The following is a 22,520-nucleotide window of genomic DNA, read 5'->3' on the forward strand; positions in this document are numbered from 1 at the left end:
AGGAGGTGTAACTCATGACAAAAGGAATCTTAGGAAGAAAAATCGGCATGACGCAAGTGTTTGCTGAAAACGGTGACCTCATCCCGGTAACTGTAATCGAAGCAGCACCAAACGTTATCCTTCAAAAGAAAACAGTCGAAAGCGACGGCTACACAGCGGTTCAGTTAGGCTTTGAAGACAAGCGTGAAAAGCTTGCTAACAAACCATCACTTGGACACGTGAAGAAAGCAGGAGAAGGCATCGCACCTAAGCGCTTCATTCGTGAGTTCCGTAACATCAACAACGATCTTGAAATTGGTCAAGAAGTTAAAGTTGATATTTTTGCAGAAGGCGACATCGTCGATGTAACAGGAATTTCTAAAGGGAAAGGCTTCCAGGGTGCTATTAAGCGCCATAACCAATCTCGTGGCCCTATGTCCCATGGTTCGCGTTACCATCGTCGTCCAGGTTCAATGGGACCTGTAGCGCCAAACCGTGTGTTTAAAAACAAACTTCTTCCAGGTCGTATGGGTGGAGAGCAAGTAACAGTACAAAACCTGCAAATAGTGAAAGTGGATGCTGAGCGCAACGTTCTTCTTATTAAAGGAAACGTACCAGGATCTAAAAAAGCTTTGATTCAGGTTAAAACTGCTGTTAAAGCAAACTAATTAACTTTTTTAGGAAAGGAGGAAACAGGAATGGCTAAAGTAAAAGTATTAAACCAAACGGGTTCTGAAATCGGTGATATCGAGCTGAATGACGCTGTATTCGGAATCGAACCAAACGAACACGTAGTATTTGAAGCAGTTGTGATGCAAAGAGCTTCGTTACGCCAAGGTAATCACAAAGTTAAAGGTCGCTCGGAAGTTCGTGGCGGTGGCCGTAAACCATGGAAGCAAAAAGGAACTGGACGCGCACGTCAAGGTTCTATCCGTTCTCCACAATGGCGTGGCGGTGGTATTGTATTTGGTCCGAATCCACGCAGCTACAGCTACAAGCTGCCAAAGAAAGTACGTCGTCTTGCATTGAAATCGGCTTTGTCATCAAAAGTACAAGAGCAAAACATTCTCGTTTTGGAAACATTGTCTTTCGACGCTCCAAAAACAAAAGAGTTTGTAACAGTCTTGAAAAACTTATCTGTTGACTCAAAAGCATTGATCGTGACAGACACAGTAAACGAATTCGTTGCATTGTCTGCACGAAACATCCCTGGTGTGACAGTGGTTGAAGCTGCGGGCATCAATATCCTTGACCTGCTTGGACATGATAAACTTATTATGACAAAAGCAGCGGTTGAAAAAGTAGAGGAGGTGCTTGCATAATGGATTCACGCGATGTGATTAAGCGCCCCGTTATTACTGAACAATCTATGGCTGTAATGGCTGAAAAAAAATACACTTTTGATGTGGACGTTCGTGCTAACAAAACGCAAGTGAAGACTGCTGTTGAAGAGATCTTCGGTGTTAAAGTTAAAAACGTAAACGTTATGAACTACAAAGGTAAATTCAAGCGTATGGGACGTCATGCTGGCTATACAAATAAACGCCGCAAAGCAATCGTAACATTGACGCAAGATAGCAAAGAAATCGAACTTTTCGAAGCGTAATAAACGCATAAATTAGAAGAGGAGGGACACGAAATGGCGATTAAAAAGTATAAACCGACCTCAAATGGTCGTCGTAATATGACATCGTTGGATTATGCTGAAATTACAACAAGCACACCTGAGAAATCATTGCTTGAGCCGTTGAAAAAGAATGGCGGTCGTAATAACCAAGGTAAAATCACAGTTCGTCATAGAGGCGGCGGTCATAAGCGTCAATACCGTATTATCGACTTCAAGCGTGATAAAGATGGCATTCCAGGACGCGTTGCTACGATCGAATACGATCCAAACCGTTCAGCTAACATCGCACTCGTGCACTACGTTGATGGAGAAAAGCGTTATATCATAGCTCCAAAAGGCATTCAGGTTGGAACGGAAATCATGTCCGGACCAGAAGCGGATATTAAAACAGGCAATGCACTTCCGCTCGTTAATATCCCGGTTGGTACAGTTATCCATAACATTGAATTGAAACCAGGCAAAGGCGGACAATTAGTTCGTTCAGCAGGTACATCAGCTCAAGTTCTCGGTAAAGAAGGAAAATATGTGCTCGTACGCTTGAATTCAGGTGAAGTGCGCATGGTTCTTGCAACGTGCCGTGCAACAATTGGTCAAGTTGGTAACGAGCAGCATGAACTTGTTAACGTTGGTAAAGCAGGACGTTCACGCTGGTTAGGAAAACGGCCTACTGTCCGTGGTTCTGTAATGAATCCAAATGATCATCCACACGGTGGTGGTGAAGGACGCTCGCCAATTGGCCGCAAATCACCAGTTACACCTTGGGGTAAACCAGCTCTTGGTTACAAAACACGTAAAAAAGTTAACAAATCCGATAAATTTATCGTTCGTCGTCGTAAAAAATAACGTAATTGTCCTACGGTTCTACATACGAACCGTAGATCAATCACGAAGGGAGGTACACAAATGGGCCGCAGCTTGAAAAAAGGACCTTTTGTTGATGATCATTTATTCAATAAAGTTGAGAAGTTGAACGAGACTGAAAAGAAACAAGTTATTAAAACTTGGTCACGCCGTTCTACAATTTTCCCGACATTCATCGGACACACAATCGCAGTATACGATGGCCGTAAACACGTGCCTGTATACGTTACTGAAGATATGGTTGGACATAAACTTGGTGAATTCGCGCCAACGCGTACGTACAAAGGACACGTTGCCGACGATAAGAAAACAAGACGTTAATTGAGAGGAGGATATCCCAATGGAAGCTAAAGCTGTCTTAAAAACAGTACGCATTGCTCCTCGTAAGGCACGTCTGGTGATTGACCTGATTCGAGGTAAGCAAGTTGGAGAAGCAGTGGCGATCTTAAAACATACGCCTAAAACATCGTCTCCTGTAATTGAAAAATTATTAAACTCTGCGATTGCAAATGCAGAGCATAACTATGATCTTGATGTAAACAACCTTGTTGTAACTCAAGCCTATGTTAACGAAGGACCAACATTGAAACGTTTCCGTCCACGTGCAATGGGACGTGCAAGCGCAATTAACAAACGCACAAGTCACATAACAATCGTTGTGGCAGAAAAAAAGGAGGGATAATTCGTGGGTCAAAAAGTACATCCTCATGGACTGCGCGTCGGGATCATTCGCGACTGGGATTCTAAATGGTACGCTGAAAAAGATTACGCGGATCTTCTTCACGAAGATTTGAAAGTTCGCGGATACATTGAAGAGCGCCTTAAAGATGCTTCTCTATCCCGTGTTGAAATCGAACGTGCTGCGAATCGCGTGAACGTCACTGTTCACACTGCTAAACCAGGTATGGTTATTGGTAAAGGTGGTTCCGAAGTAGAAGCACTTCGCAAAGCTTTGAACGAGTTAACAGGCAAACGTGTTCATATTAACATTGTTGAAGTAAAAAGAGCGGATCTTGATGCTAGACTTGTAGCAGAAAACATTGCTCGTCAACTTGAAAACCGCGTATCATTCCGTCGTGCGCAAAAGCAGGCTATCCAACGGACAATCCGTTCAGGTGCAAAAGGGATCAAAACACAGGTTTCAGGACGTCTTGGCGGAGCGGATATTGCCCGTGCTGAACATTACAGTGAAGGAACAGTTCCACTTCATACTCTTCGTGCTGACATCGACTATGCACACGCTGAAGCAGATACAACATACGGCAAGCTTGGTGTAAAAGTATGGATCTACCGTGGAGAGATTCTTCCGACGAAGAAGAAAACTCAGGAAGGAGGCAAATAATATGTTGTTGCCAAAACGCGTGAAATATCGTCGTGTACACCGCGGCAAAATGCGCGGTCAAGCGAAAGGCGGAACAGAAGTAGCGTTCGGCGAATACGGTCTTCAAGCTGTTGAAGCTTCATGGATCACAAATCGCCAAATCGAATCTGCCCGTATCGCGATGACTCGTTACATGAAACGTGGCGGTAAAGTTTGGATTAAAATTTTCCCTCACAAACCATATACGAAAAAACCTCTTGAAGTACGGATGGGTTCCGGTAAAGGTGCTCCTGAAGGCTGGGTAGCGGTTGTTAAACCAGGCAAGATCATGTTTGAAATTGCCGGCGTTTCTGAAGAAGTAGCACGTGAAGCACTTCGTTTGGCAGCACATAAGCTTCCAGTGAAATGCAAAATCGTAAAACGTGAAGAAATTGGTGGTGAATCAAATGAAAGCTAATGAAATCGGTGAACTTACCACTGCTGAAATTGAACAACAAGTAAAGTCGCTCAAAGAAGAACTTTTCAACCTTCGCTTTCAATTGGCGACGGGACAGCTTGAAAATACTGCTCGTATTCGTGAAGTACGTAAAGCGATCGCCCGCATGAAAACCGTGATTCGTCAGCGGGAAATTGATAACCGATAATTGAAAGGAGGTTTGCACGATGAGCGAACGCAATCAGCGCAAAGTTTACACAGGCCGCGTTGTATCCGACAAAATGGATAAAACAGTAACGGTTGTTGTCGAAACATATAAAACACACTCTCTTTACGGCAAACGCGTAAAGTATTCTAAAAAGTTTAAAGCTCATGATGAGAATAACGAAGCAAAAATCGGGGACGTAGTGCGCATCATGGAAACTCGCCCGCTTTCTGCAACAAAACGTTTCCGCCTTCTAGAAGTAGTGGAAAAAGCAGTCATCATCTAATTAATGTTCGGATAAATGTTAAAGTCCGAAAGGAGGTAACCTAAATGATCCAGCAAGAATCACGTTTAAAAGTAGCTGACAATTCTGGTGCACGTGAAGTATTGACGATCAAAGTTCTCGGTGGTTCTGGCCGTAAAACAGCTAACGTCGGCGATGTAATCGTGTGTACAGTAAAACAAGCAACACCAGGTGGCGTTGTCAAAAAAGGTGAAGTGGTAAAAGCGGTTATCGTTCGTACGAAACGCGGTGTTCGCCGTAATGACGGTTCTTACATTCGCTTCGACGAAAACGCGTGTGTTATCATTCGTGACGATAAGAGCCCACGTGGCACACGTATTTTCGGCCCGGTTGCCCGCGAACTTCGCGACAGCAATTTCATGAAGATTGTTTCCCTTGCTCCTGAAGTAATCTAATTGAACTGAACAAATAAAAGGTCAATCAAGGAGGTGCGCAACATGCACGTGAAAAAAGGCGATAAAGTCATGGTAATCACAGGTAAAGATAAAGGCAAAACAGGAGTTATTCTTGCTTCTTTCCCTAAAAAAGACCGTGTCCTTGTTGAAGGTATTAACATCGTGAAAAAACACGCAAAACCTTCACAACTGAATCCGCAAGGCGGTATTCTTAGCCAAGAGGCACCTATTCACGTATCCAATGTAATGCTATTGGATCCGAAAACGAATGAACCTACTCGCGTAGGGTACAAAGATGTGGACGGCAAGAAAGTCCGCGTAGCTAAAAAATCCGGTGAAACTTTAGATAAATAATAGTGCCAAAGAAGGGAGGTATTCTAAGTGAACCGCCTTAAAGAAAAATATCAAAAAGAAATCACACCTGCTCTTGTGAGCAAGTTCAATTATAACTCTGTAATGCAAGTGCCTAAAGTTGAAAAAATCGTTGTAAACATGGGTGTTGGTGAAGCTGTTCAAAATGCAAAAATATTGGACACAGCAGTTGAAGAACTTCAACAAATCACTGGTCAAAAGCCAATGGTTACTCGTGCGAAAAACTCAATCGCGGGATTCCGTCTTCGTGAAGGTATGCCAATCGGTGCGAAAGTAACTCTTCGCGGCGAGCGCATGTACGAATTCCTTGATAAACTTGTTTCTGTTTCACTTCCACGTGTACGTGACTTCCGCGGCGTTTCTAAAAAAGCGTTCGATGGTCGAGGCAACTACACACTAGGTGTTAAAGAACAGTTGATTTTCCCTGAGATTGATTACGATAAAGTATCAAAAGTACGTGGCATGGATATCGTCATTGTTACTACTGCTAACACGGACGAAGAAGCTCGTGAATTGTTAACACAAATTGGAATGCCGTTCCAAAAGTAATCGCTATATAAGGGAGGCGAAAACGTGGCTAAAAAATCAATGATTGCGAAACAAAAACGCACGCAAAAATTTAAAGTGCAAGAGTATACACGCTGCGAACGCTGTGGGCGTCCACATTCTGTATTACGCAAATTTAAACTTTGCCGTATTTGTTTCCGTGAACTAGCTTATAAAGGTCAAATTCCTGGCGTTAAAAAAGCCAGCTGGTAATACACTGATTCCGGAAGGAGGTAAAAACAAATGGTTATGACAGATCCAATTGCTGACTTGCTGACTCGCGTTCGTAATGCGAACATGGTTCGTCACGAAAAACTGGAAGTACCTGCTTCCAATATCAAACGTGAAATTGCTAATATTCTCAAACGTGAAGGTTTTGTCCGTGACGTTGAATTCATCGAAGACGACAAACAAGGTGTTATCCGTATTTTCTTGAAATATAGCGGCAATGAGCGTGTAATCACAGGCTTGAAGCGTATTTCTAAACCAGGCCTTCGCGTATATGCGAAAGCTGATGAGGTACCACGTGTTCTTAATGGACTTGGTATTGCAATTATTTCTACATCAACGGGTGTAGTTACTGATAAAGAAGCCCGCGCTAAACAAGTAGGCGGCGAAGTACTCGCTTACGTTTGGTAATAATTTTTTAACGAATGGAGGTGCGAAACTATGTCACGCGTAGGAAAAAAACCAATCGAATTGCCAGAAGGCGTTACGATTACGAATAACAACAACGAACTTACTGTCAAGGGTCCTAAAGGAGAATTGATTCGCCAGTTCAACAAAGCTTTGACGATTGAAGTAGAGGGCAGCACTGTTACAGTAAGCCGTCCTTCAGACTCAAAAGAACACCGTACAATCCATGGAACAACTCGTGCTCTTCTTTCTAACATGATTGAGGGTGTATCGAAAGGATTCGAACGAAACCTTGAGTTGGTTGGTGTCGGTTACCGTGCCCAAAAACAAGGAAAGAAACTTGTTTTGAACGTAGGTTACTCTCACCCAGTGGAATTCGAACCAGAAAACGGTATCGAAATTGAAGTACCTGTTAACACAAAAATTAACATTAAAGGTATCGATAAAGAACGCGTTGGCGCAATTGCTGCTAACATCCGCCAAGTTCGTCCTCCTGAACCGTACAAAGGTAAAGGTATTCGCTATGAAGGCGAACATGTACGACGTAAAGAAGGTAAAACAGGTAAATAATGCCGCGTAGGCAACGGAAAGGAGTGACCTCGGGATGATTACAAAACCTGATAAAAATAAAACGCGTAAAAGACGCCACGCTCGTGTTCGTGCGAAAATTGCTGGAACAGAGGCGCGTCCACGCTTGAACGTTTTCCGTTCTAACAAGCATCTATACGCTCAATTGATTGATGATGCCAATGGTGTTACACTTGCAAGTGCTTCAACTATTGAAAAAGATTTCGGTCTTGAATCAACAAGCAACCAGGAAGCTGCTGCGAAAGTAGGCGAATTGCTGGCTAAACGCGCAACTGAAAAAGGTGTTGCTTCTGTTGTATTCGATCGTGGGGGCTACCTTTATCATGGCCGCGTTAAAGCTTTGGCTGACGCAGCACGTGAAAATGGCCTTGAATTCTAAATAAAAGGAGGGACACATTTAATGCGTCGCATTGATCCAAACAAACTTGAACTTGAAGAACGCGTAGTAACGGTCAACCGTGTGGCGAAAGTCGTGAAAGGCGGACGCCGTTTCCGCTTCACAGCACTCGTTGTCGTTGGCGATAAAAATGGTAATGTAGGTTTTGGAACTGGTAAAGCGCAAGAGGTTCCAGATGCTATTCGTAAAGCAATTGAAGATGCGAAGAAAAACCTTGTATTTGTACCGATGGTTGGCACAACATTGCCACATCAAGTAATCGGTCATTTTGGTGCGGGTGAAGTTTTATTGAAACCTGCTTCTGAAGGTACGGGAGTTATCGCAGGCGGACCTGTCCGTGCGGTGCTTGAACTTGCTGGTGTTAGTGATATCCTATCTAAATCACTCGGTTCAAACACGCCAATTAACATGGTTCGTGCTACAATCGAAGGGTTGAAAGAACTCAAAACAGCTGAAGACGTTGCGAAACTTCGCGGCAAGTCTGTAGAAGAACTGTTAGGATAAGGAGGGAATCACAATGGCTGAAAAATTACAAATTACCCTCACTCGCAGCCTGATCGGACGTACGCAAGATCAGCGCGAAACTGTTAAGGCACTTGGTCTTCGCAAAATGCATCAGACGGTTGAGCAAAATGACAACACGGCAATTCGCGGCATGATCAACAAAGTGTCTCATCTTGTGACTGTTACAGAAAAATAATTTTATTTTATAGAACAAGGAGGTGCACAAGCATGAAACTTCATGAATTGAAACCAGCTCAAGGTTCTCGCAAAGAACGTAATCGTGTTGGACGCGGAACTGGTTCCGGTAACGGAAAAACGTCCGGTAAAGGTCATAAAGGTCAAAACGCACGTTCTGGCGGTGGTGTCCGTCTAGGATTTGAAGGCGGACAGACTCCTTTATTCCGTCGTCTTCCTAAACGGGGTTTTACGAATGTGAATCGTAAAGATTATGCGGTCGTAAATATTGATACATTAAATCGTTTTGAAGAAGGTACAGAAGTTACACCTGAACTACTTATTGAAAGTGGCATTGTGAAAAGCGAAAAAGCAGGAATCAAAATTCTTGCGAACGGCAATGTAGAGAAAAAGCTGACAGTTAGAGCTCACAAATTCTCTGCTGCTGCGAAAGAAGCAATTGAAGCGGCTGGCGGTAAGACAGAGGTGGTCTAATGTTTCGCACAATCTCCAATTTTATGCGTGTGGGTGATATAAGAAATAAAATTATATTTACCCTACTTATGTTAATCGTGTTCCGTATCGGCACCTTTGTTCCAGTACCTTTTGTGAACGCGGATGTTCTCCGTAGCCAGGAGCAGGCTGGTTTGATTGGATTTCTGAATACATTCGGTGGAGGAGCGTTACAAAACTTCTCGATTCTTGCAATGGGAATTATGCCGTATATTACTGCATCCATCATCGTGCAGCTTTTGCAAATGGACGTTGTGCCAAAGTTCACTGAATGGTCGAAGCAAGGTGATGTTGGGCGGCGTAAATTGACTCAGTTTACGCGTTATTTCACAATTGTTCTCGGATTCATTCAAGGTCTTGGTATGTCATACGGATTTAACCGTTTGTACGGCGGGATGCTCGTCGAAAACAACAGCCTTTCTGGATATTTGTTAATTGCACTTGTGTTAACAGCAGGGACGGCTTTTCTTATGTGGCTTGGTGAGCAAATCACCGCTAAAGGAGTCGGCAATGGGATTTCGATTATCATTTTCGCAGGGATTGTTGCGGCAATTCCAGGAGCGGTAAATCAAATTTATGCACAGCAAATTGAAGGAGCGGGCGATCAGCTCTTCCTACGCATTGTTGTTCTGCTTTTGATCTTGCTTGCTGTACTGGCAATTGTTGTAGGGGTTATTTTCTTTCAGCAAGCGCTGCGGAAAATTCCAATTCAATATGCAAAACGCGTGGGATCAGGCGGCATGGCACCAATGGGGAGCCAGTCGACTCATCTTCCACTGAAAGTAAATGCTGCGGGAGTTATCCCGGTTATCTTTGCGATCTCATTCTTGATTACACCCCAAACGATTGGATCGTTCTTTGGATCAAATGATGTGACGACAACGATACAAAACATATTTGATTACACGAAACCGATCGGGATGGTCATTTATGTCGCATTGATTGTTGCGTTTACGTATTTCTATGCTTTCATTCAAGTAAACCCTGAACAAGTTGCTGATAACTTGAAAAAGCAGGGTGGATATATTCCGGGCATTCGTCCCGGAAAAAACACACAAGATTATTTGACAAACGTGCTTTACCGACTGACATTTGTCGGCGCAATATTCCTTTCAGCCGTTGCTGTGCTGCCAGTTTTCTTCATTCAATTCGCGGGTCTTCCACCAGCGGCGCAAATCGGCGGTACTAGTCTTTTGATCGTCGTCGGTGTGGCACTTGAAACAATGAAGCAGCTTGAAGCACAACTTGTAAAGCGTCATTACAAAGGCTTTATGAAGTAAGCACCGGGTGAAGTGTGACTTCACTCTAACCAGACTGAGGGGGAATATCAATGAATCTCGTGTTAATGGGATTGCCAGGTGCCGGTAAGGGTACTCAGGCAGAGAAAATTGTTGAAAAGTACGGTGTTCCGCACATTTCAACAGGTGACATGTTCCGTGCTGCAATGAAAGATGAAACGGAACTTGGCCTAAAAGCAAAATCATTTATGGATAAAGGGGAACTCGTTCCGGATGAAGTGACGATCGGAATTGTGAATGAGCGCCTTGCGCAATCTGACTGTGCAAAAGGATTCCTTCTTGATGGATTCCCACGTACAGTCGCTCAAGCAGAAGCGCTTGAAGATATTCTTGCAAACCTTGACCGTAAAATTGATTACGTCATTAATATCGGTGTTGATAAAGACATCTTAATGGGACGCTTAACAGGCCGCCGCATATGCAAAAGCTGTGGTGCAACGTATCATCTGGAATTTAATCCGCCATCTGAGGAAGATAAGTGCGATCGCTGTGGCGGCGAACTTTATCAACGTGCAGATGACAATGCAGAAACGGTTCAAAACCGTCTTGACGTTAATTTAAAGCAAACAGAACCATTGCTTGCTTTTTATCGCGAAAAAGGATATTTGAAAAACATTAACGGTCAGCAAGATATCAATGTCGTCTTTGAAAACATTGATCAACTACTTGAAGGCCTACGTAAATAATGATCATTTGTAAAACCCCTCGAGAACTAGAGATTATGAAAGAAGCGGGGCATATTGTTGCGCTAACACATCAGGAATTACAAAAATATATCTCCCCCGGTATAAGTACGATGGAGCTGGATGCCATCGCTGAAGCGTGCATTAGGCGCCACGGTGCAACACCTTCTTTTAAAGGCTACAATGGTTTCCCTGGCAGCATATGCGCTTCAGTAAATGCAGAGCTTGTGCATGGGATTCCGAGTGATCGTCGTTTGAAAGAAGGCGACATCATCAGCGTTGATATCGGTGCTTACTATAAGGGTTATCATGGTGACTCGGCTTGGACATACGCTGTCGGCCAGATTGTACCTGAAACGGAGAAACTTCTCGAAGTAACAGAGGAATCGCTTTACGTGGGGCTGGGTGAAGCGAGACCGGGTGAACATCTTTCAAACATCTCCCATGCAATTCAAACGTATGTGGAATCGAATGGCTTTTCAATCGTTCGTGAGTATGTTGGGCATGGTGTCGGGCAAAACCTTCATGAGGCTCCGCAAATTCCTCATTACGGTCCGCCGGGGAAAGGTCCAGTGCTAAAACCCGGAATGGTGCTCGCGATCGAACCGATGGTCAATGCCGGTCGTCGTTATGTAAAGACACTTGAGGATAATTGGACTGTCATTACGCAGGATGGAAAAATGTGTGCTCATTTTGAACATACAATTGCGATAACCGAAACAGGCTTCGACATTTTGACGAAAGTTTGATGGCAAAAGCCACTCGGGATGAAAAGTGAAGGGAGATGAAAAAATGGCGAAAGACGATGTAATTGAAATTGAAGGTACTGTCACTGAAACTTTGCCAAACGCCATGTTTAAGGTAGAATTGGAAAATGGACATACGATTTTAGCTCACGTTTCGGGCAAAATTCGTATGCACTTTATCCGTATCCTGCCTGGCGATAAAGTAACAGTAGAACTTTCACCGTATGATTTAACACGCGGACGGATCACGTACCGTTACAAATAACATTTATGGCGCTCCGGACTATGAAGGAGGTTGGAGAAATGAAAGTAAGACCATCAGTAAAGCCAATCTGTGAGAAATGTAAAGTCATTCGCAGACGCGGCAAGGTTATGGTTATTTGTGAAAACCCTAAGCATAAACAAAAACAAGGCTAATATTAAAGGGAGGTGCACATTTTATGGCACGTGTAGCAGGTGTTGATATTCCACGCGACAAGCGTGTAGTTATCTCATTAACTTATATTTTTGGTGTAGGTAGACCGACTTCTAAGCAAGTTCTTGCTGAAGCAGGTGTTTCTGAAGATACGCGCGTTCGTGATTTGACGGAAGATGAATTGAATAAAATCCGTGAAGTTATTGACCGCTTGAAAGTAGAGGGTGACCTTCGTCGTGAAGTATCTCTTAACATTAAACGTTTGATGGAAATCGGTTCATTCCGTGGTATCCGTCACCGTCGCGGACTTCCAGTACGTGGACAAAATACAAAAAACAACGCGCGTACTCGTAAAGGACCGCGTAAAACTGTAGCTAACAAGAAAAAATAATTGGTAAAGGAGGTCAATTTTCGACATGGCTCGTAAACAACAATCTCGTAAGCGTCGTGTGAAAAAGAATATTGAATCTGGTATTGCACACATCCGCTCAACATTCAATAACACAATTGTAACAATTACTGACGTTCATGGTAACGCTCTAGCATGGTCAAGTGCAGGTGCTTTAGGATTTAGAGGATCACGTAAATCAACTCCGTTTGCTGCTCAAATGGCTGCTGAAACAGCTGCTAAAGCATCAATCGAACATGGTATGAAAACTCTTGAAGTAACAGTTAAAGGACCTGGTTCTGGTCGTGAAGCAGCAATTCGTGCTCTTCAAGCAGCAGGCCTTGAAGTTACAGCTATTAAAGACGTAACGCCGGTTCCACATAATGGCTGTCGTCCTCCAAAACGTCGCCGTGTTTAATCTTCCTGTATAAAGAATAACTATTCCGGTTATAATGGAAAATTGACTGTTTTGATTCAGGAATTGACCAATTGTTATGTAAAATCGGGAATGGTAAACATGGAGAATTTCGGCTGGCCGGAATTTTGACGTATTCAAGGAGGGAAAATGGAATGATCGAAATTGAAAAGCCAAAAATTGAAACGGTTGAGATCAGCGATGATGCTACATTTGGAAAGTTCGTCGTGGAACCACTTGAACGCGGATATGGTACAACTCTAGGTAACTCCTTACGTCGTATCTTATTATCCTCACTTCCAGGTGCCGCGGTCACTGCCATTCATATTGATGGAGTGCTTCACGAATTCTCAACAATTGAGGGCGTCGTAGAAGATGTAACATCGATCATTTTGAATATCAAAAAACTAGCGTTGAAGATTTATTCCGATGAGGAAAAAACGCTTGAAATCGATGTGCAGGGTCAAGGAACCGTAACGGCTGCCGACATTACCCACGACAGCGATGTGGAAATTTTAAATCCAGATTTGCATATTGCGACATTGGGTGAAAATGCCAATTTCCGTATGCGATTGACGGCACAGCGCGGCAGAGGGTACAACCGGGCTGATCACAATAAAAAAGAAGATCATCCAATCGGCGTCATTGCGATCGACTCCATCTATACACCTGTTTCCCGCGTGAATTTCCAGGTGGAAAATACTCGCGTTGGACAGCTTGCCAACTTTGATAAATTGTCACTGGACGTATGGACAGATGGCAGTATCGGACCGAAAGAAGCGATTTCTTTAGGGGCAAAAATCTTAACAGAACATCTTAATATTTTCGTAGGACTGACTGATGAAGCACAGCATGCAGAAATCATGGTGGAAAAAGAAGAAGACCAGAAGGAAAAAGTACTTGAGATGACGATCGAAGAACTTGATCTTTCCGTACGTTCTTACAACTGCCTAAAACGCGCTGGTATTAATACTGTTCAAGAACTTGCGAACAAGAGTGAAGACGATATGATGAAAGTCCGCAACCTCGGCCGTAAGTCGCTTGAAGAAGTAAAAGCGAAATTGGATGAGCTTGGTCTCAGCTTACGAAAAGAAGATTAATTTACGACATCAATAAAAGGAGGGTATCTTCATGGGTTACAGAAAGCTAGGACGTACAAGCGCTCAGCGCAAAGCGATGCTCCGCGATCTTACAACAGATCTCATCATTAGTGAACGCATCGAAACGACTGAAACACGCGCGAAGGAATTGCGTTCAGTTGTTGAAAAAATGATTACACTAGGTAAACGTGGTGACTTGCATGCCCGCCGTCAGGCTGCTGCATATCTTCGTCACGAAGTCGCATCAACTGTTGAAGTAGAGAAAAATGGCAAAACAAAAGAGCAGCCAGTATACGCTCTTCAAAAATTATTTGATGATGTTGCACCGCGCTACACAGAGCGTCAAGGTGGCTACACTCGCATTATGAAGGTTGGTCCACGCCGCGGCGATGGCGCACCAATGGTCATTATTGAGCTCGTATAATAGCCAGTAAGACCGCGAAATGGGCAAAACAAAACAAACATTGCTTTGTTTTGTCTTTTTTATATGCATACGGAGCCGTTTGCTCTCATTCAACAAGCTTAGAGCGTTACGATGGGCGTATCACAAGTACCATGTGCGTCCCGTCTAGCTCATGCACCCCTCAACCCGACCGCAAGCAGCGGCAAGAATGTTTATTCTTTGGTTCGGGGTGCGGGCTTTTTTTGTTTTGTACGAACAGGGAGGAACAGCATGAATACAATAGTCATTTCAATCAAAGGGGTTTCTTATCAGTATCCAGAACAGGAATCACTTGCCTTAAACAATGTCTCGCTGGATGTGTATAAAGGAGAATGGCTGGCGATTGTGGGTCATAATGGATCGGGCAAGTCAACGCTCGCTAAGATGTTGAATGGACTTCATTATCCGTCTAAAGGTACCGTTATGATTGGCGGGTATGCACTCAATGAAGAAAATGTGTGGTCTATTCGTGAAAAACTAGGGATGGTTTTTCAAAATCCAGATAATCAATTTGTTGGAACAACGGTTCAGGATGATGTGGCTTTTGGGTTAGAAAATAACGGTGTTGAACATGGTGTCATGCAGGAGCGTGTTTTCGCCTCTCTTGAAAAAGTCGGCATGACTGCTTTTCTGAATCAAGAGCCGCACCATCTTTCCGGTGGACAGAAACAGCGCGTGGCGATAGCTGGCGTGATTGCTTTACGCCCGGACATCATTTTGTTAGATGAAGCAACATCGATGCTCGACCCACTTGGACGTGAAGAAGTGATGAATACTGTTCGTGAATTGAACGAAAAAGAAGGACTGACGGTTATTTCGATTACGCATGACCTAGAGGAAGCAGCAAAAGCAGACCGAGTGATCGTCTTGAATGAGGGCAGGCTGTATACAGAAGGAACACCGCAAAGTATTTTTCAATTGGACAGAGAACTTTTGAATCTCGGTCTCGGTGTACCATTTGCTGTTCAAATGAGTCAACTGCTAGCAGATGCGGGTCTGCAGCTGTCACAGCGTCATTTTAATGAAGAAGAGCTGGTGAGTGAATTATGGACATTAAACTTCAAGATGTAGAATACCGATATGCCGCCGGTACACCGTTTGAACGGCCAGCAATTGCTGATGTTTCCTTTCACATCCCCTCCGGCCAGTATGTTGCGATTATCGGTCATACAGGCTCGGGCAAATCGACTGTTCTTCAGCATTTAAATGTGCTTCTCAAACCGTTAAAAGGAGAAATTGAGATTGGAAGTCGTACAATTGCAGCAGGACGGAAGGAAAAGAATTTAAAAGAGATCCGCCGCCGCGTCGGCATCGTGTTTCAATTTCCAGAACATCAGTTATTTGAAGAAACAGTTGAAAAGGATATTTGCTTCGGTCCGATGAATTTTGGTGTAACAGAAAATGACGCAAAAAAACGGGCACTTGAAGCAGTCCGCCTTGTCGGTCTACCGGAAGATATACTGAAGAAATCACCGTTTGATTTGTCCGGCGGGCAAATGAGACGGGTTGCGATTGCTGGTGTGCTAGCGATGAAACCGGACGTCCTTGTACTTGATGAACCGACAGCAGGACTTGACCCACGCGGCCGGCAGGACATCATGAACATGTTCACAGGGTTGCAGAAGACGAACGGGCTGACGTGTGTATTGGTTACTCACAGTATGGAAGATGCAGCACGGTATGCCGATAAAATCGTTATTATGCATAAAGGACGTGTTCATCGCACCGGTACACCACGTGACATTTTTCGTGATGCAGATAGTTTAACGAGTGTAGGTCTTGATATACCGGAAACAGTTCGATTTCAGCAGTTGTTTGAAAAAAGACTTGGGCGGCCGCTTGAAAAGGTTTGTTTAACGCCTGAAGAACTGGCTGCAGAAATAGGCAAACTACGCGGTGAAATATCATGATGGAGAAAATTATTTTTGGCCGCTATTTGCCATCAGATTCCGTTGTGCACCAGATGGATCCACGTGCGAAGCTGTTGTTTATTTTTATATTTGTCGGGATCGTTTTTTTGGCGAATAACGTTGTGACATACGCGCTGCTCGGTGCATTTACCTTTTTGATTGTCTTTTTATCAAAAGTGAAACTGCGCTTTTTAATTGGGGGCCTTAAGCCGGTGCTTCTCCTCGTGCTGTTTACGTTCTTTTTGCATGTCTTTTTTACAAAAGAGGGGGATGTTCTTACACAATTCGGCTTTTTGACGATTTATAAAGGCGGTGTTATAAAAGGGATCTTTATTTCGCTGAGATTTTTACTGCTTATTTTTGTGACATCACTTCTTACACTGACGACGCCGCCTATATCGGTGACGGACGGAATTGAATCTTTATTTGGTCCACTTAAAAAGATAAAGGTACCAGTGCACGAACTGGCGCTCATGATGTCCATTTCTCTCCGATTTATTCCGACATTGCTTGATGAAACGGATAAAATTATGAAAGCACAGATGGCACGCGGAGCCGACTTTTCGAGCGGATCGATTTCAGACCGGGTCAAAGCAATTATACCTCTTTTAATACCGTTGTTTGTGAGCGCCTTTAAACGCGCGGAGGAGCTCGCGGTAGCGATGGAAGCACGTGGCTACAAAGGCGGCGAAGGCCGGACGAAATACCGGATTCTGCGCTGGAGCATGCGTGATACGATGGCGATGCTGTTTCTAGTTGTCCTATCAGCTGCTCTATTCATATTAAGGAGTTAATGGGAGAGATCAAGTTGAAACGGATAAAATGTGAACTCATGTATGATGGTTCGCGCTTTTCAGGTTATCAGTCGCAGCTGAACGGCCGGACGGTGCAGCAGGAGCTTGAAAAGGCCTTATACGTTATCCATAAAAAGACACCTGTTAAAACACACGCATCCGGCCGTACAGACGCCGGTGTACACGCGCTCGGACAGGTTGTTCATTTTGACACGCCGATCCAGATGCCGGCCGAAAGATGGGCAAGAGCACTCAATGGTGAACTTCCTGCTGATATTTCGGTGAAGTGGACAGAAGAAGTGCCTGACTCATTTCATGCACGCTATTCAGTTAAGGGTAAAGAATACCGCTACCGTATTTACCGGACACCGTTCCGAGATCCATTTCGGAATGCCTACGCCCATCATTATCCGTATCCGCTTGAGGTGAGGCGGATGAAGGAAGCGGCTCTTCATTTAATTGGTGAACATGACTTTACATCCTTTTGTTCGGCGAAAACCGATAAAGAAAATAAAGTGCGGACTATAACAGATATTACATTTATTGAACAGGGCAACGACCTTGAAGTGAGATTCGTTGGTAACGGATTTTTGTACAATATGGTTCGAATTATAGTAGGAACATTAATAAAAGCAGGCAACGGGCGCATTGAGCCTGCTGATGTGGCTGTTATTTTGGCAGACCGCGACCGTAAGCGTGCAGGGCAGACAGCACCGGCAGAAGGGTTATATTTGTGGAAAGTTTTTTATTGAAATGCATGGCAACTAAACCGAGTGTTGCATTTTTTCTTGACAATAAATTAAAGACAATATATTATAGCATATGGTATGTTATTTGACCCCACGATAAGCCCCGGAAGTTTATTCGTGATATAAATACATTGAACCGTAAAAACATTAACAAATCAGGAGGGTAAACAATGCGTACGACTTATATGGCTAAAGCAAGCGAAATCGAGCGTAAATGGTTCGTGATCGATGCTGAAGGCAAAACATTGGGCCGCCTATCAAGCGAAGTAGCATCTATTTTGCGCGGCAAACATAAACCAACTTTCACACCGCACGTTGATACTGGTGATAACGTCATCATCCTCAACGCTTCTAAAATTGAATTGACTGGTAACAAACTTCAAGGGAAAATTTACTACCGTCACAGCATGTATCCAGGCGGTTTGAAAACACGTACAGCACAAGATATGCGTGATAAAAACCCTGAAAGAATGCTTGAGCTTGCTATTAAAGGCATGCTTCCAAAAGGTTCTTTAGGCCGTCAAATGTTCAAAAAACTTCATGTATACGCTGGAGCAGAACATAAGCATGAAGCACAACAACCGGAAGTTTACGAACTTCGCGGATAATAAATATTAAAAGGAGGAAATGACATTGTCACAAGTTCAATACTTAGGCACAGGACGCCGTAAAAGTTCAGTAGCCCGTGTACGTCTCGTACCAGGCGAAGGTAAAATTCTAATCAATGGCCGTACTGCTGAAGATTATATTCCATTTGAAGCGTTGCGTACTGTGATCAACCAGCCGCTTGTTGCGACTGAAACAGGAAACAGCTATGATGTACATGTAAATGTAAACGGAGGCGGCTACACAGGGCAGGCGGGAGCGATCCGTCACGGTATCGCCCGTGCTCTTTTGCAAGCCGATCCAGAATATCGCCCAACACTTAAACGTGCAGGCTACCTTACACGTGATGCACGTGCGAAGGAACGTAAAAAATATGGACTTAAAGGTGCACGTCGCGCGCCACAGTTCTCAAAACGTTAATTTTTCGTTATCAAAAACCCTTTCTCCAACCTGGAGAAAGGATTTTTTTCATTTACAGGAAATTTCGTTCATATACTGTTTGTGACAGGAGGGACTGTTTATGAAGCGGATTGCTGTTGTAATTCTTCTGATTGCCATCGCCGCCTTTTTTTATCAAGATATAAAGCCTGTCTTTAATACGTGGAAGCTGCCGCTTACGGGTCTGACGATTATGATCGATCCCGGGCATGGGGGGATGGATGGAGGTGCGGGAGACGCTGACGCACTGGAGAAAGACATTGCATTATCCGTTTCAGAAAAGCTGAGAGATTATTTAAATGGGCAGGGAGCAGTTGTGTTAATGACCAGAGAAGAAGACAAGGATCTAGCAGGGGAAGAAACGAAGAGCGTGCGCACACGAAAAACAGAAGATTTGCAGAAAAGAAGCCGGCTCATTAATGAGTCGCGAGCTGATTTATTTGTTAGTATCCACTTAAATGCGATCCCATCAGAAAGGTGGCGGGGATCTCAAACGTTTTATGCTTCTCACCTGCCTGAAAATAAAAAAATAGCGACATCCATTCAGCGTGAGTTGACAGTTAATCTTGAAAATACAGAACGGAAGCCGGCAGAAATTGGACATGTGTATATTTTAAAAGAAGCAACTATACCAGGAGCACTTGTCGAAATCGGTTTTTTATCAAATCGAGAAGAGCGTCGTCTTCTGTTAAGTGAGGAGTATCAAGATAAAACAGCAGCTTCCGTGTCACGTGGTATATTGCGTTATTTTGAAAGCCAGTAACCGTTTTCCATCCTTCATTTACATGATTATGGTATACTGAGTAAAGTGAAGAATACAAGTGAAGGATGGTGCTCCCTATGATTACAGAAGCGCGAGTACGCGACATTGTGAACGCCCTTGAAGACCCTTTTTTACATAAAACACTTGCAGAAACGGGCGGCATTGAAGAGATTACAATGAGAGAAGAACAAAATCATGTGAGCGTGAAGATTGCCATCGCTCAAACGGGAACGCCTGAACAATTGCAGTTGCAAATGCGAATTGTGAATTCGTTAAAAGAAGCGGGCGTTGAAACAGTTGGCCTTCGTTTTACCGAACTGTCTGAAGAGAAAATAGCTCAATTTCGTGGTGCAGATGCTGGTGAAAAGGATGGGGGATTGCTTTCTCCAAATAGTGAGACTGTCTTTTTAGCCATTGCGAGTGGTAAAGGCGGTGTTGGAAAATCAACTGTATCGGTCAACCTAGCGATCTCACTTGCCCGTCTTGGCAAAAAAGTAGGTCTTATTGATGCGGATATTTACGGATTCAGTGTACCGGATATGATGGGGATTACAACACGTCCGGTTGTTCGTGGTGAAAAAATAATCCCCGTTGAGCGGTTCGGTGTAAAAGTCATTTCAATGGGCTTTTTCGTTGATGATAATGCACCGGTCATCTGGCGTGGTCCGATGCTTGGTAAAATGTTAAACAGCTTTTTCAAAGAAGTAGAGTGGGGCGATCTTGACTATTTGCTACTTGATTTGCCGCCAGGAACAGGGGATGTCGCGCTCGACGTTCATACGATGCTCCCACATTGTAAAGAAGTAATCGTGTCGACGCCGCATCCGACTGCCGCATTCGTCGCAGCCCGTGCTGGTGCAATGGCGCTACAAACTGAACATGAATTAGTAGGTGTTATTGAAAATATGGCTTATTTTGAAAGCAAATCAACAGGTGAAAAAGAGTACATTTTTGGTAAAGGCGGCGGTGATAAGCTAGCTGATGAATTACGAACGGAAGTACTTGGACGCCTGCCGCTTCAGCAGCCGGACTGGAATGAAGAGGACTTTGCTCCATCCGTTTATGCAGAAGATCATCCGCTTGGGGCAATTTATCAAGAAATCGCCGCAAAACTTGATACGAAACTATCTTTAAAGTAAACAGCTTCCGGGTCACAGCCCGGAAGCTGTTTATGTGAAAAGACAAAAATTGTCCACGTCTCTTAACCTTTCTTTTTCACTAGTGTATTGTTACAATCGAAAGAGAAGAATATACAGGGGGATTCATGCGTGGGTATACGAAACTGGATACGATTTTTTACACATACATTGCTGATCGGTGGAGCGGTTGCCGGTATTTTAGGCTTTATCATCCGCTGGGGAGAATTTTCACCACTTTTCGCAAATGGTGAATGGAAAGAAGTGCTGTCTGTTCTTGCTTGGCTGATCGGTGTTGGTTTTACATTTAGTGTCATTAGCCAGATGGGGTTCTTTGCCTACTTGACAATTCATCAGTTTGGACTTGGATTATTCCGCTCATACTGGAATTTTATTCAGATCGCACTGATCATTGTCGTGCTGTTCGACCTTGTCTATTTTCGGTTTGAAGCATTCGGCAATGACGGGGAAGCAATCGGTTCTTATTTAATTTTAGCAGCCGTTTTATTCATTGTCGGTCTCCTAGTTGCATGGCTAAAAGGAAAAGGGAAAAATAAGAATGTCTTCGTTGCAGCATTGTTCTTTATGATCGTCGTTACAACGCTGGAGTGGCTTCCTGTGTTGCAGGCAAATGAAGAAAGCTGGCTTTACTTAATGCTTTTTACACTATTACCATGTAATGCATTTCAGCTCTTAATGCTGCCGAAATACAATCAAAAAGTCTCAAAAGCCAATTAATCGGCCTTTGAGACTTTTTTTCATGGAATATATTGAATCTTTGTATCGCCGCCAATCATTTCAGACAAGCTGATTAATTTTTCTTTTTGGGATAAAATAGAGATCCATTTCTCCAATGCAAGCTGGTCCTCGTCAGTGTTTAATAAAACAATGTCTCCTTTACCTGATTCTTTTATAAAAGAATCAGCGGATTGGCTACGCAAATCAATACTCCATTGCACGGGCAAATAACCATGGGCAGCTGCAACGTGCAAAAGATTTTCATGTTCATTGCCATCTGCTGCCCGTAAAAAAACAATGTCTTTTTGGCCATGCGAAGCAAGTATTTTTTTTACAGCAGCAATTTCTTGAATGATCTTGTCCTCATTAGAAGAATCGGTAACAAGAACACCTATATCAAATGCTCTGTCGACAAGTAATTTTGATGCTTTTGGATGGTGTTTAAGCCAGGAGGAAGTAACAAAAAAAGAAGCAGTTGTTTCGTTTTTGATCAAAGCATGTACTAATTTCCCAATGTTTTTTTCTTGTTGATCCACATTTACTGTTAAAGAAATACCGCTCTGACCAGCGTAAATATTGTTTGTTGCTCCATCCATTGAAATAACGGGATGTTCGTTTTTAGGCTGCAAAAATAAGAAAAAAAGACAGGCTGACATAAGAAAAAAAGCAACCCATTTTAATTGTTTGGCACGTATAAATAGGAACGGCGTCATTGTCATAGCCCCCGATTTAAAAGGATTAAACAAAGTATATGAATGAAAAATAAAAAAATACGAAAAAACGATTGACCTTTTGTAGAGAAACATGTTAAATTAAATCTTGCCGTTGCGAAGACGCGAAGTTGCTGAAAAATGTTTTGAAAAAAATGTTGACAACAAAAGCGGCAAAATGTTAGTATATAAAAGTCGCTGTCGAACAGCGCAATTGAACATTGAAAACTGAACAGAATCAATAAAAACGTCAACGTTTTAGTTTTAAATCTTATCTGGCAGATGCCTGTCATCTGCAGATAAACAAATGAGCAAGTCAAACACTTTTTGG

39 protein-coding genes are annotated in these 22,520 nt (G+C 43.3%); 38 read left to right on the forward strand and 1 reads right to left on the reverse strand.

Annotated features, from left to right (window positions below; genetic code table 11):
• Positions 1-14: 14 nt before the first annotated feature.
• The 38 genes from rplC to AWH49_RS02045 all read left to right on the forward strand — a co-directional run bounded on the left by rplC (position 15) and on the right by AWH49_RS02045 (position 21,479).
• Positions 15-647 (forward strand): 50S ribosomal protein L3, encoded by a 633-nt coding sequence (rplC, locus tag AWH49_RS01860; protein WP_018395155.1) that lies wholly within the window; start codon positions 15-17, stop codon positions 645-647.
• 30 nt (positions 648-677) lie between these two features.
• Positions 678-1,301, forward strand: coding sequence for a 50S ribosomal protein L4 (gene rplD, locus AWH49_RS01865; RefSeq protein ID WP_063964486.1), 624 nt, complete (start codon positions 678-680; stop codon positions 1,299-1,301).
• Positions 1,301-1,585, forward strand: coding sequence for a 50S ribosomal protein L23 (gene rplW / locus AWH49_RS01870; protein ID WP_063964487.1), 285 nt, complete (start codon positions 1,301-1,303; stop codon positions 1,583-1,585). The genes rplD and rplW overlap by 1 nt, the downstream gene beginning before the upstream one ends.
• A 33-nt stretch (positions 1,586-1,618) precedes the next feature.
• Positions 1,619-2,449 (forward strand): 50S ribosomal protein L2, encoded by an 831-nt coding sequence (rplB, locus tag AWH49_RS01875; RefSeq protein WP_063964488.1) that lies wholly within the window; start codon positions 1,619-1,621, stop codon positions 2,447-2,449.
• Between the two features lie 60 nt (positions 2,450-2,509).
• Complete coding sequence (gene rpsS / locus AWH49_RS01880; RefSeq protein WP_018395159.1) at positions 2,510-2,788, forward strand: 30S ribosomal protein S19; 279 nt, start codon at positions 2,510-2,512, stop codon at positions 2,786-2,788.
• A gap of 19 nt (positions 2,789-2,807) precedes the next feature.
• Positions 2,808-3,149, forward strand: coding sequence for a 50S ribosomal protein L22 (rplV, locus tag AWH49_RS01885; protein WP_018395160.1), 342 nt, complete (start codon positions 2,808-2,810; stop codon positions 3,147-3,149).
• A gap of 3 nt (positions 3,150-3,152) precedes the next feature.
• On the forward strand, positions 3,153-3,809 hold the full coding sequence (gene rpsC, locus AWH49_RS01890) for a 30S ribosomal protein S3 (protein ID WP_063964489.1): 657 nt from the start codon (positions 3,153-3,155) through the stop codon (positions 3,807-3,809).
• Between the two features lies 1 nt (position 3,810).
• A complete protein-coding gene (gene rplP, locus AWH49_RS01895) occupies positions 3,811-4,245 on the forward strand; it encodes a 50S ribosomal protein L16 (protein ID WP_018395162.1) in 435 nt (144 codons plus the stop codon).
• Entirely contained in the window at positions 4,235-4,432 is a 198-nt protein-coding gene (rpmC, locus tag AWH49_RS01900; RefSeq protein ID WP_018395163.1) for a 50S ribosomal protein L29, read from the forward strand. The genes rplP and rpmC overlap by 11 nt, the downstream gene beginning before the upstream one ends.
• 19 nt (positions 4,433-4,451) lie before the next feature.
• On the forward strand, positions 4,452-4,715 hold the full coding sequence (gene rpsQ, locus AWH49_RS01905) for a 30S ribosomal protein S17 (protein ID WP_018395164.1): 264 nt from the start codon (positions 4,452-4,454) through the stop codon (positions 4,713-4,715).
• 44 nt (positions 4,716-4,759) lie between these two features.
• The gene (gene rplN, locus AWH49_RS01910) at positions 4,760-5,128 is read left to right on the forward strand and encodes a 50S ribosomal protein L14 (protein WP_018395165.1); all 369 of its coding nucleotides are present in this window, start codon (positions 4,760-4,762) and stop codon (positions 5,126-5,128) included.
• A 42-nt stretch (positions 5,129-5,170) separates the two neighbouring features.
• Positions 5,171-5,482, forward strand: coding sequence for a 50S ribosomal protein L24 (rplX, locus tag AWH49_RS01915; protein ID WP_018395166.1), 312 nt, complete (start codon positions 5,171-5,173; stop codon positions 5,480-5,482).
• A gap of 27 nt (positions 5,483-5,509) precedes the next feature.
• Positions 5,510-6,049, forward strand: coding sequence for a 50S ribosomal protein L5 (gene rplE / locus AWH49_RS01920; RefSeq protein ID WP_018395167.1), 540 nt, complete (start codon positions 5,510-5,512; stop codon positions 6,047-6,049).
• A gap of 24 nt (positions 6,050-6,073) precedes the next feature.
• On the forward strand, positions 6,074-6,259 hold the full coding sequence (gene rpsN / locus AWH49_RS01925; RefSeq protein ID WP_010285078.1) for a 30S ribosomal protein S14: 186 nt from the start codon (positions 6,074-6,076) through the stop codon (positions 6,257-6,259).
• Positions 6,260-6,289: 30 nt separating this feature from the next.
• Entirely contained in the window at positions 6,290-6,685 is a 396-nt protein-coding gene (rpsH, locus tag AWH49_RS01930; protein ID WP_063964490.1) for a 30S ribosomal protein S8, read from the forward strand.
• Between the two features lie 30 nt (positions 6,686-6,715).
• Positions 6,716-7,252 (forward strand): 50S ribosomal protein L6, encoded by a 537-nt coding sequence (gene rplF, locus AWH49_RS01935; RefSeq protein WP_018395169.1) that lies wholly within the window; start codon positions 6,716-6,718, stop codon positions 7,250-7,252.
• Between the two features lie 34 nt (positions 7,253-7,286).
• Positions 7,287-7,649: a 50S ribosomal protein L18 gene (gene rplR, locus AWH49_RS01940; protein ID WP_018395170.1), complete on the forward strand. Its 363-nt coding sequence runs from the start codon at positions 7,287-7,289 to the stop codon at positions 7,647-7,649.
• A gap of 21 nt (positions 7,650-7,670) precedes the next feature.
• Positions 7,671-8,171 carry a 30S ribosomal protein S5 gene (rpsE, locus tag AWH49_RS01945; protein WP_063964491.1) on the forward strand — a complete coding sequence of 167 codons (501 nt, stop codon included), beginning with the start codon at positions 7,671-7,673 and terminating at the stop codon, positions 8,169-8,171.
• A 13-nt stretch (positions 8,172-8,184) separates the two neighbouring features.
• Positions 8,185-8,367 (forward strand): 50S ribosomal protein L30, encoded by a 183-nt coding sequence (gene rpmD, locus AWH49_RS01950; RefSeq protein WP_018395172.1) that lies wholly within the window; start codon positions 8,185-8,187, stop codon positions 8,365-8,367.
• A gap of 32 nt (positions 8,368-8,399) precedes the next feature.
• A complete protein-coding gene (gene rplO, locus AWH49_RS01955; RefSeq protein WP_018395173.1) occupies positions 8,400-8,840 on the forward strand; it encodes a 50S ribosomal protein L15 in 441 nt (146 codons plus the stop codon).
• Positions 8,840-10,138, forward strand: a complete 1,299-nt coding sequence (gene secY, locus AWH49_RS01960) for a preprotein translocase subunit SecY (RefSeq protein WP_034287996.1) — start codon at positions 8,840-8,842, stop codon at positions 10,136-10,138. Before rplO ends, secY begins: the two co-directional genes overlap by 1 nt.
• Positions 10,139-10,188: 50 nt before the next feature.
• Positions 10,189-10,842 (forward strand): adenylate kinase, encoded by a 654-nt coding sequence (locus tag AWH49_RS01965; RefSeq protein ID WP_034288000.1) that lies wholly within the window; start codon positions 10,189-10,191, stop codon positions 10,840-10,842.
• A complete protein-coding gene (map, locus tag AWH49_RS01970; protein WP_026221801.1) occupies positions 10,842-11,588 on the forward strand; it encodes a type I methionyl aminopeptidase in 747 nt (248 codons plus the stop codon). The genes AWH49_RS01965 and map overlap by 1 nt, the downstream gene beginning before the upstream one ends.
• A 43-nt stretch (positions 11,589-11,631) precedes the next feature.
• Positions 11,632-11,850: a translation initiation factor IF-1 gene (gene infA, locus AWH49_RS01975; RefSeq protein ID WP_018395177.1), complete on the forward strand. Its 219-nt coding sequence runs from the start codon at positions 11,632-11,634 to the stop codon at positions 11,848-11,850.
• Positions 11,851-11,888: 38 nt separating this feature from the next.
• Positions 11,889-12,002 carry a 50S ribosomal protein L36 gene (gene rpmJ, locus AWH49_RS01980; RefSeq protein WP_000868344.1) on the forward strand — a complete coding sequence of 38 codons (114 nt, stop codon included), beginning with the start codon at positions 11,889-11,891 and terminating at the stop codon, positions 12,000-12,002.
• A 23-nt stretch (positions 12,003-12,025) separates the two neighbouring features.
• Positions 12,026-12,391, forward strand: coding sequence for a 30S ribosomal protein S13 (gene rpsM, locus AWH49_RS01985; protein ID WP_018395178.1), 366 nt, complete (start codon positions 12,026-12,028; stop codon positions 12,389-12,391).
• A 25-nt stretch (positions 12,392-12,416) separates the two neighbouring features.
• On the forward strand, positions 12,417-12,806 hold the full coding sequence (rpsK, locus tag AWH49_RS01990) for a 30S ribosomal protein S11 (protein WP_018395179.1): 390 nt from the start codon (positions 12,417-12,419) through the stop codon (positions 12,804-12,806).
• 152 nt (positions 12,807-12,958) lie between these two features.
• Positions 12,959-13,903 (forward strand): DNA-directed RNA polymerase subunit alpha, encoded by a 945-nt coding sequence (locus tag AWH49_RS01995; RefSeq protein WP_018395180.1) that lies wholly within the window; start codon positions 12,959-12,961, stop codon positions 13,901-13,903.
• A gap of 31 nt (positions 13,904-13,934) precedes the next feature.
• A complete protein-coding gene (gene rplQ, locus AWH49_RS02000) occupies positions 13,935-14,327 on the forward strand; it encodes a 50S ribosomal protein L17 (protein ID WP_018395181.1) in 393 nt (130 codons plus the stop codon).
• Between the two features lie 249 nt (positions 14,328-14,576).
• Positions 14,577-15,416, forward strand: coding sequence for an energy-coupling factor ABC transporter ATP-binding protein (locus AWH49_RS02005; RefSeq protein WP_034288005.1), 840 nt, complete (start codon positions 14,577-14,579; stop codon positions 15,414-15,416).
• The gene (locus AWH49_RS02010) at positions 15,392-16,255 is read left to right on the forward strand and encodes an energy-coupling factor ABC transporter ATP-binding protein (protein WP_034288007.1); all 864 of its coding nucleotides are present in this window, start codon (positions 15,392-15,394) and stop codon (positions 16,253-16,255) included. The genes AWH49_RS02005 and AWH49_RS02010 overlap by 25 nt, the downstream gene beginning before the upstream one ends.
• Complete coding sequence (locus AWH49_RS02015) at positions 16,252-17,049, forward strand: energy-coupling factor transporter transmembrane component T family protein (RefSeq protein WP_063964492.1); 798 nt, start codon at positions 16,252-16,254, stop codon at positions 17,047-17,049. The genes AWH49_RS02010 and AWH49_RS02015 overlap by 4 nt, the downstream gene beginning before the upstream one ends.
• A 14-nt stretch (positions 17,050-17,063) precedes the next feature.
• Positions 17,064-17,801 (forward strand): tRNA pseudouridine(38-40) synthase TruA, encoded by a 738-nt coding sequence (gene truA / locus AWH49_RS02020; protein ID WP_063964496.1) that lies wholly within the window; start codon positions 17,064-17,066, stop codon positions 17,799-17,801.
• Positions 17,802-17,968: 167 nt separating this feature from the next.
• Positions 17,969-18,406 (forward strand): 50S ribosomal protein L13, encoded by a 438-nt coding sequence (gene rplM, locus AWH49_RS02025; RefSeq protein WP_018395186.1) that lies wholly within the window; start codon positions 17,969-17,971, stop codon positions 18,404-18,406.
• 25 nt (positions 18,407-18,431) lie between these two features.
• Positions 18,432-18,824, forward strand: a complete 393-nt coding sequence (rpsI, locus tag AWH49_RS02030; protein WP_018395187.1) for a 30S ribosomal protein S9 — start codon at positions 18,432-18,434, stop codon at positions 18,822-18,824.
• Positions 18,825-18,924: 100 nt separating this feature from the next.
• Positions 18,925-19,605 (forward strand): N-acetylmuramoyl-L-alanine amidase CwlD, encoded by a 681-nt coding sequence (cwlD, locus tag AWH49_RS02035; RefSeq protein WP_034288010.1) that lies wholly within the window; start codon positions 18,925-18,927, stop codon positions 19,603-19,605.
• Positions 19,606-19,682: 77 nt separating this feature from the next.
• Positions 19,683-20,744 (forward strand): Mrp/NBP35 family ATP-binding protein, encoded by a 1,062-nt coding sequence (locus AWH49_RS02040; protein WP_063964493.1) that lies wholly within the window; start codon positions 19,683-19,685, stop codon positions 20,742-20,744.
• Positions 20,745-20,873: 129 nt separating this feature from the next.
• Entirely contained in the window at positions 20,874-21,479 is a 606-nt protein-coding gene (locus tag AWH49_RS02045; RefSeq protein ID WP_063964494.1) for a KinB-signaling pathway activation protein, read from the forward strand.
• 20 nt (positions 21,480-21,499) lie between these two features.
• Here AWH49_RS02045 and AWH49_RS02050 read toward each other — a convergent pair whose 3' ends face one another.
• Positions 21,500-22,192, reverse strand: coding sequence for a polysaccharide deacetylase family protein (locus tag AWH49_RS02050; RefSeq protein ID WP_018395191.1), 693 nt, complete (start codon positions 22,190-22,192; stop codon positions 21,500-21,502).
• Positions 22,193-22,520: the final 328 nt, after the last annotated feature.

The organism is Domibacillus aminovorans (assembly GCF_001643235.1).
Lineage (GTDB): Bacteria > Bacillota > Bacilli > Bacillales > Domibacillaceae > Domibacillus > Domibacillus aminovorans.

What these genes read in the sequence shown, in the direction of transcription:
- rplC (WP_018395155.1), top strand. Translation starts at nt 15, where the DNA reads ATGACAAAAGGAATCTTAGGAAGAAAAATCGGCATGACGCAAGTGTTT.
- rplD (WP_063964486.1), top strand. Translation starts at nt 678, where the DNA reads ATGGCTAAAGTAAAAGTATTAAACCAAACGGGTTCTGAAATCGGTGAT.
- rplW (WP_063964487.1), top strand. Translation starts at nt 1,301, where the DNA reads ATGGATTCACGCGATGTGATTAAGCGCCCCGTTATTACTGAACAATCT.
- rplB (WP_063964488.1), top strand. Translation starts at nt 1,619, where the DNA reads ATGGCGATTAAAAAGTATAAACCGACCTCAAATGGTCGTCGTAATATG.
- rpsS (WP_018395159.1), top strand. Translation starts at nt 2,510, where the DNA reads ATGGGCCGCAGCTTGAAAAAAGGACCTTTTGTTGATGATCATTTATTC.
- rplV (WP_018395160.1), top strand. Translation starts at nt 2,808, where the DNA reads ATGGAAGCTAAAGCTGTCTTAAAAACAGTACGCATTGCTCCTCGTAAG.
- rplP (WP_018395162.1), top strand. Translation starts at nt 3,811, where the DNA reads ATGTTGTTGCCAAAACGCGTGAAATATCGTCGTGTACACCGCGGCAAA.
- rpmC (WP_018395163.1), top strand. Translation starts at nt 4,235, where the DNA reads ATGAAAGCTAATGAAATCGGTGAACTTACCACTGCTGAAATTGAACAA.
- rpsQ (WP_018395164.1), top strand. Translation starts at nt 4,452, where the DNA reads ATGAGCGAACGCAATCAGCGCAAAGTTTACACAGGCCGCGTTGTATCC.
- rplN (WP_018395165.1), top strand. Translation starts at nt 4,760, where the DNA reads ATGATCCAGCAAGAATCACGTTTAAAAGTAGCTGACAATTCTGGTGCA.
- rplX (WP_018395166.1), top strand. Translation starts at nt 5,171, where the DNA reads ATGCACGTGAAAAAAGGCGATAAAGTCATGGTAATCACAGGTAAAGAT.
- rpsH (WP_063964490.1), top strand. Translation starts at nt 6,290, where the DNA reads ATGGTTATGACAGATCCAATTGCTGACTTGCTGACTCGCGTTCGTAAT.
- rplF (WP_018395169.1), top strand. Translation starts at nt 6,716, where the DNA reads ATGTCACGCGTAGGAAAAAAACCAATCGAATTGCCAGAAGGCGTTACG.
- rplR (WP_018395170.1), top strand. Translation starts at nt 7,287, where the DNA reads ATGATTACAAAACCTGATAAAAATAAAACGCGTAAAAGACGCCACGCT.
- rpsE (WP_063964491.1), top strand. Translation starts at nt 7,671, where the DNA reads ATGCGTCGCATTGATCCAAACAAACTTGAACTTGAAGAACGCGTAGTA.
- rpmD (WP_018395172.1), top strand. Translation starts at nt 8,185, where the DNA reads ATGGCTGAAAAATTACAAATTACCCTCACTCGCAGCCTGATCGGACGT.
- rplO (WP_018395173.1), top strand. Translation starts at nt 8,400, where the DNA reads ATGAAACTTCATGAATTGAAACCAGCTCAAGGTTCTCGCAAAGAACGT.
- secY (WP_034287996.1), top strand. Translation starts at nt 8,840, where the DNA reads ATGTTTCGCACAATCTCCAATTTTATGCGTGTGGGTGATATAAGAAAT.
- AWH49_RS01965 (WP_034288000.1), top strand. Translation starts at nt 10,189, where the DNA reads ATGAATCTCGTGTTAATGGGATTGCCAGGTGCCGGTAAGGGTACTCAG.
- map (WP_026221801.1), top strand. Translation starts at nt 10,842, where the DNA reads ATGATCATTTGTAAAACCCCTCGAGAACTAGAGATTATGAAAGAAGCG.
- infA (WP_018395177.1), top strand. Translation starts at nt 11,632, where the DNA reads ATGGCGAAAGACGATGTAATTGAAATTGAAGGTACTGTCACTGAAACT.
- rpmJ (WP_000868344.1), top strand. Translation starts at nt 11,889, where the DNA reads ATGAAAGTAAGACCATCAGTAAAGCCAATCTGTGAGAAATGTAAAGTC.
- rpsM (WP_018395178.1), top strand. Translation starts at nt 12,026, where the DNA reads ATGGCACGTGTAGCAGGTGTTGATATTCCACGCGACAAGCGTGTAGTT.
- rpsK (WP_018395179.1), top strand. Translation starts at nt 12,417, where the DNA reads ATGGCTCGTAAACAACAATCTCGTAAGCGTCGTGTGAAAAAGAATATT.
- AWH49_RS01995 (WP_018395180.1), top strand. Translation starts at nt 12,959, where the DNA reads ATGATCGAAATTGAAAAGCCAAAAATTGAAACGGTTGAGATCAGCGAT.
- rplQ (WP_018395181.1), top strand. Translation starts at nt 13,935, where the DNA reads ATGGGTTACAGAAAGCTAGGACGTACAAGCGCTCAGCGCAAAGCGATG.
- AWH49_RS02005 (WP_034288005.1), top strand. Translation starts at nt 14,577, where the DNA reads ATGAATACAATAGTCATTTCAATCAAAGGGGTTTCTTATCAGTATCCA.
- AWH49_RS02010 (WP_034288007.1), top strand. Translation starts at nt 15,392, where the DNA reads ATGGACATTAAACTTCAAGATGTAGAATACCGATATGCCGCCGGTACA.
- AWH49_RS02015 (WP_063964492.1), top strand. Translation starts at nt 16,252, where the DNA reads ATGATGGAGAAAATTATTTTTGGCCGCTATTTGCCATCAGATTCCGTT.
- rplM (WP_018395186.1), top strand. Translation starts at nt 17,969, where the DNA reads ATGCGTACGACTTATATGGCTAAAGCAAGCGAAATCGAGCGTAAATGG.
- cwlD (WP_034288010.1), top strand. Translation starts at nt 18,925, where the DNA reads ATGAAGCGGATTGCTGTTGTAATTCTTCTGATTGCCATCGCCGCCTTT.
- AWH49_RS02040 (WP_063964493.1), top strand. Translation starts at nt 19,683, where the DNA reads ATGATTACAGAAGCGCGAGTACGCGACATTGTGAACGCCCTTGAAGAC.
- AWH49_RS02050 (WP_018395191.1), bottom strand. Translation starts at nt 22,192, where the DNA reads ATGACGCCGTTCCTATTTATACGTGCCAAACAATTAAAATGGGTTGCT.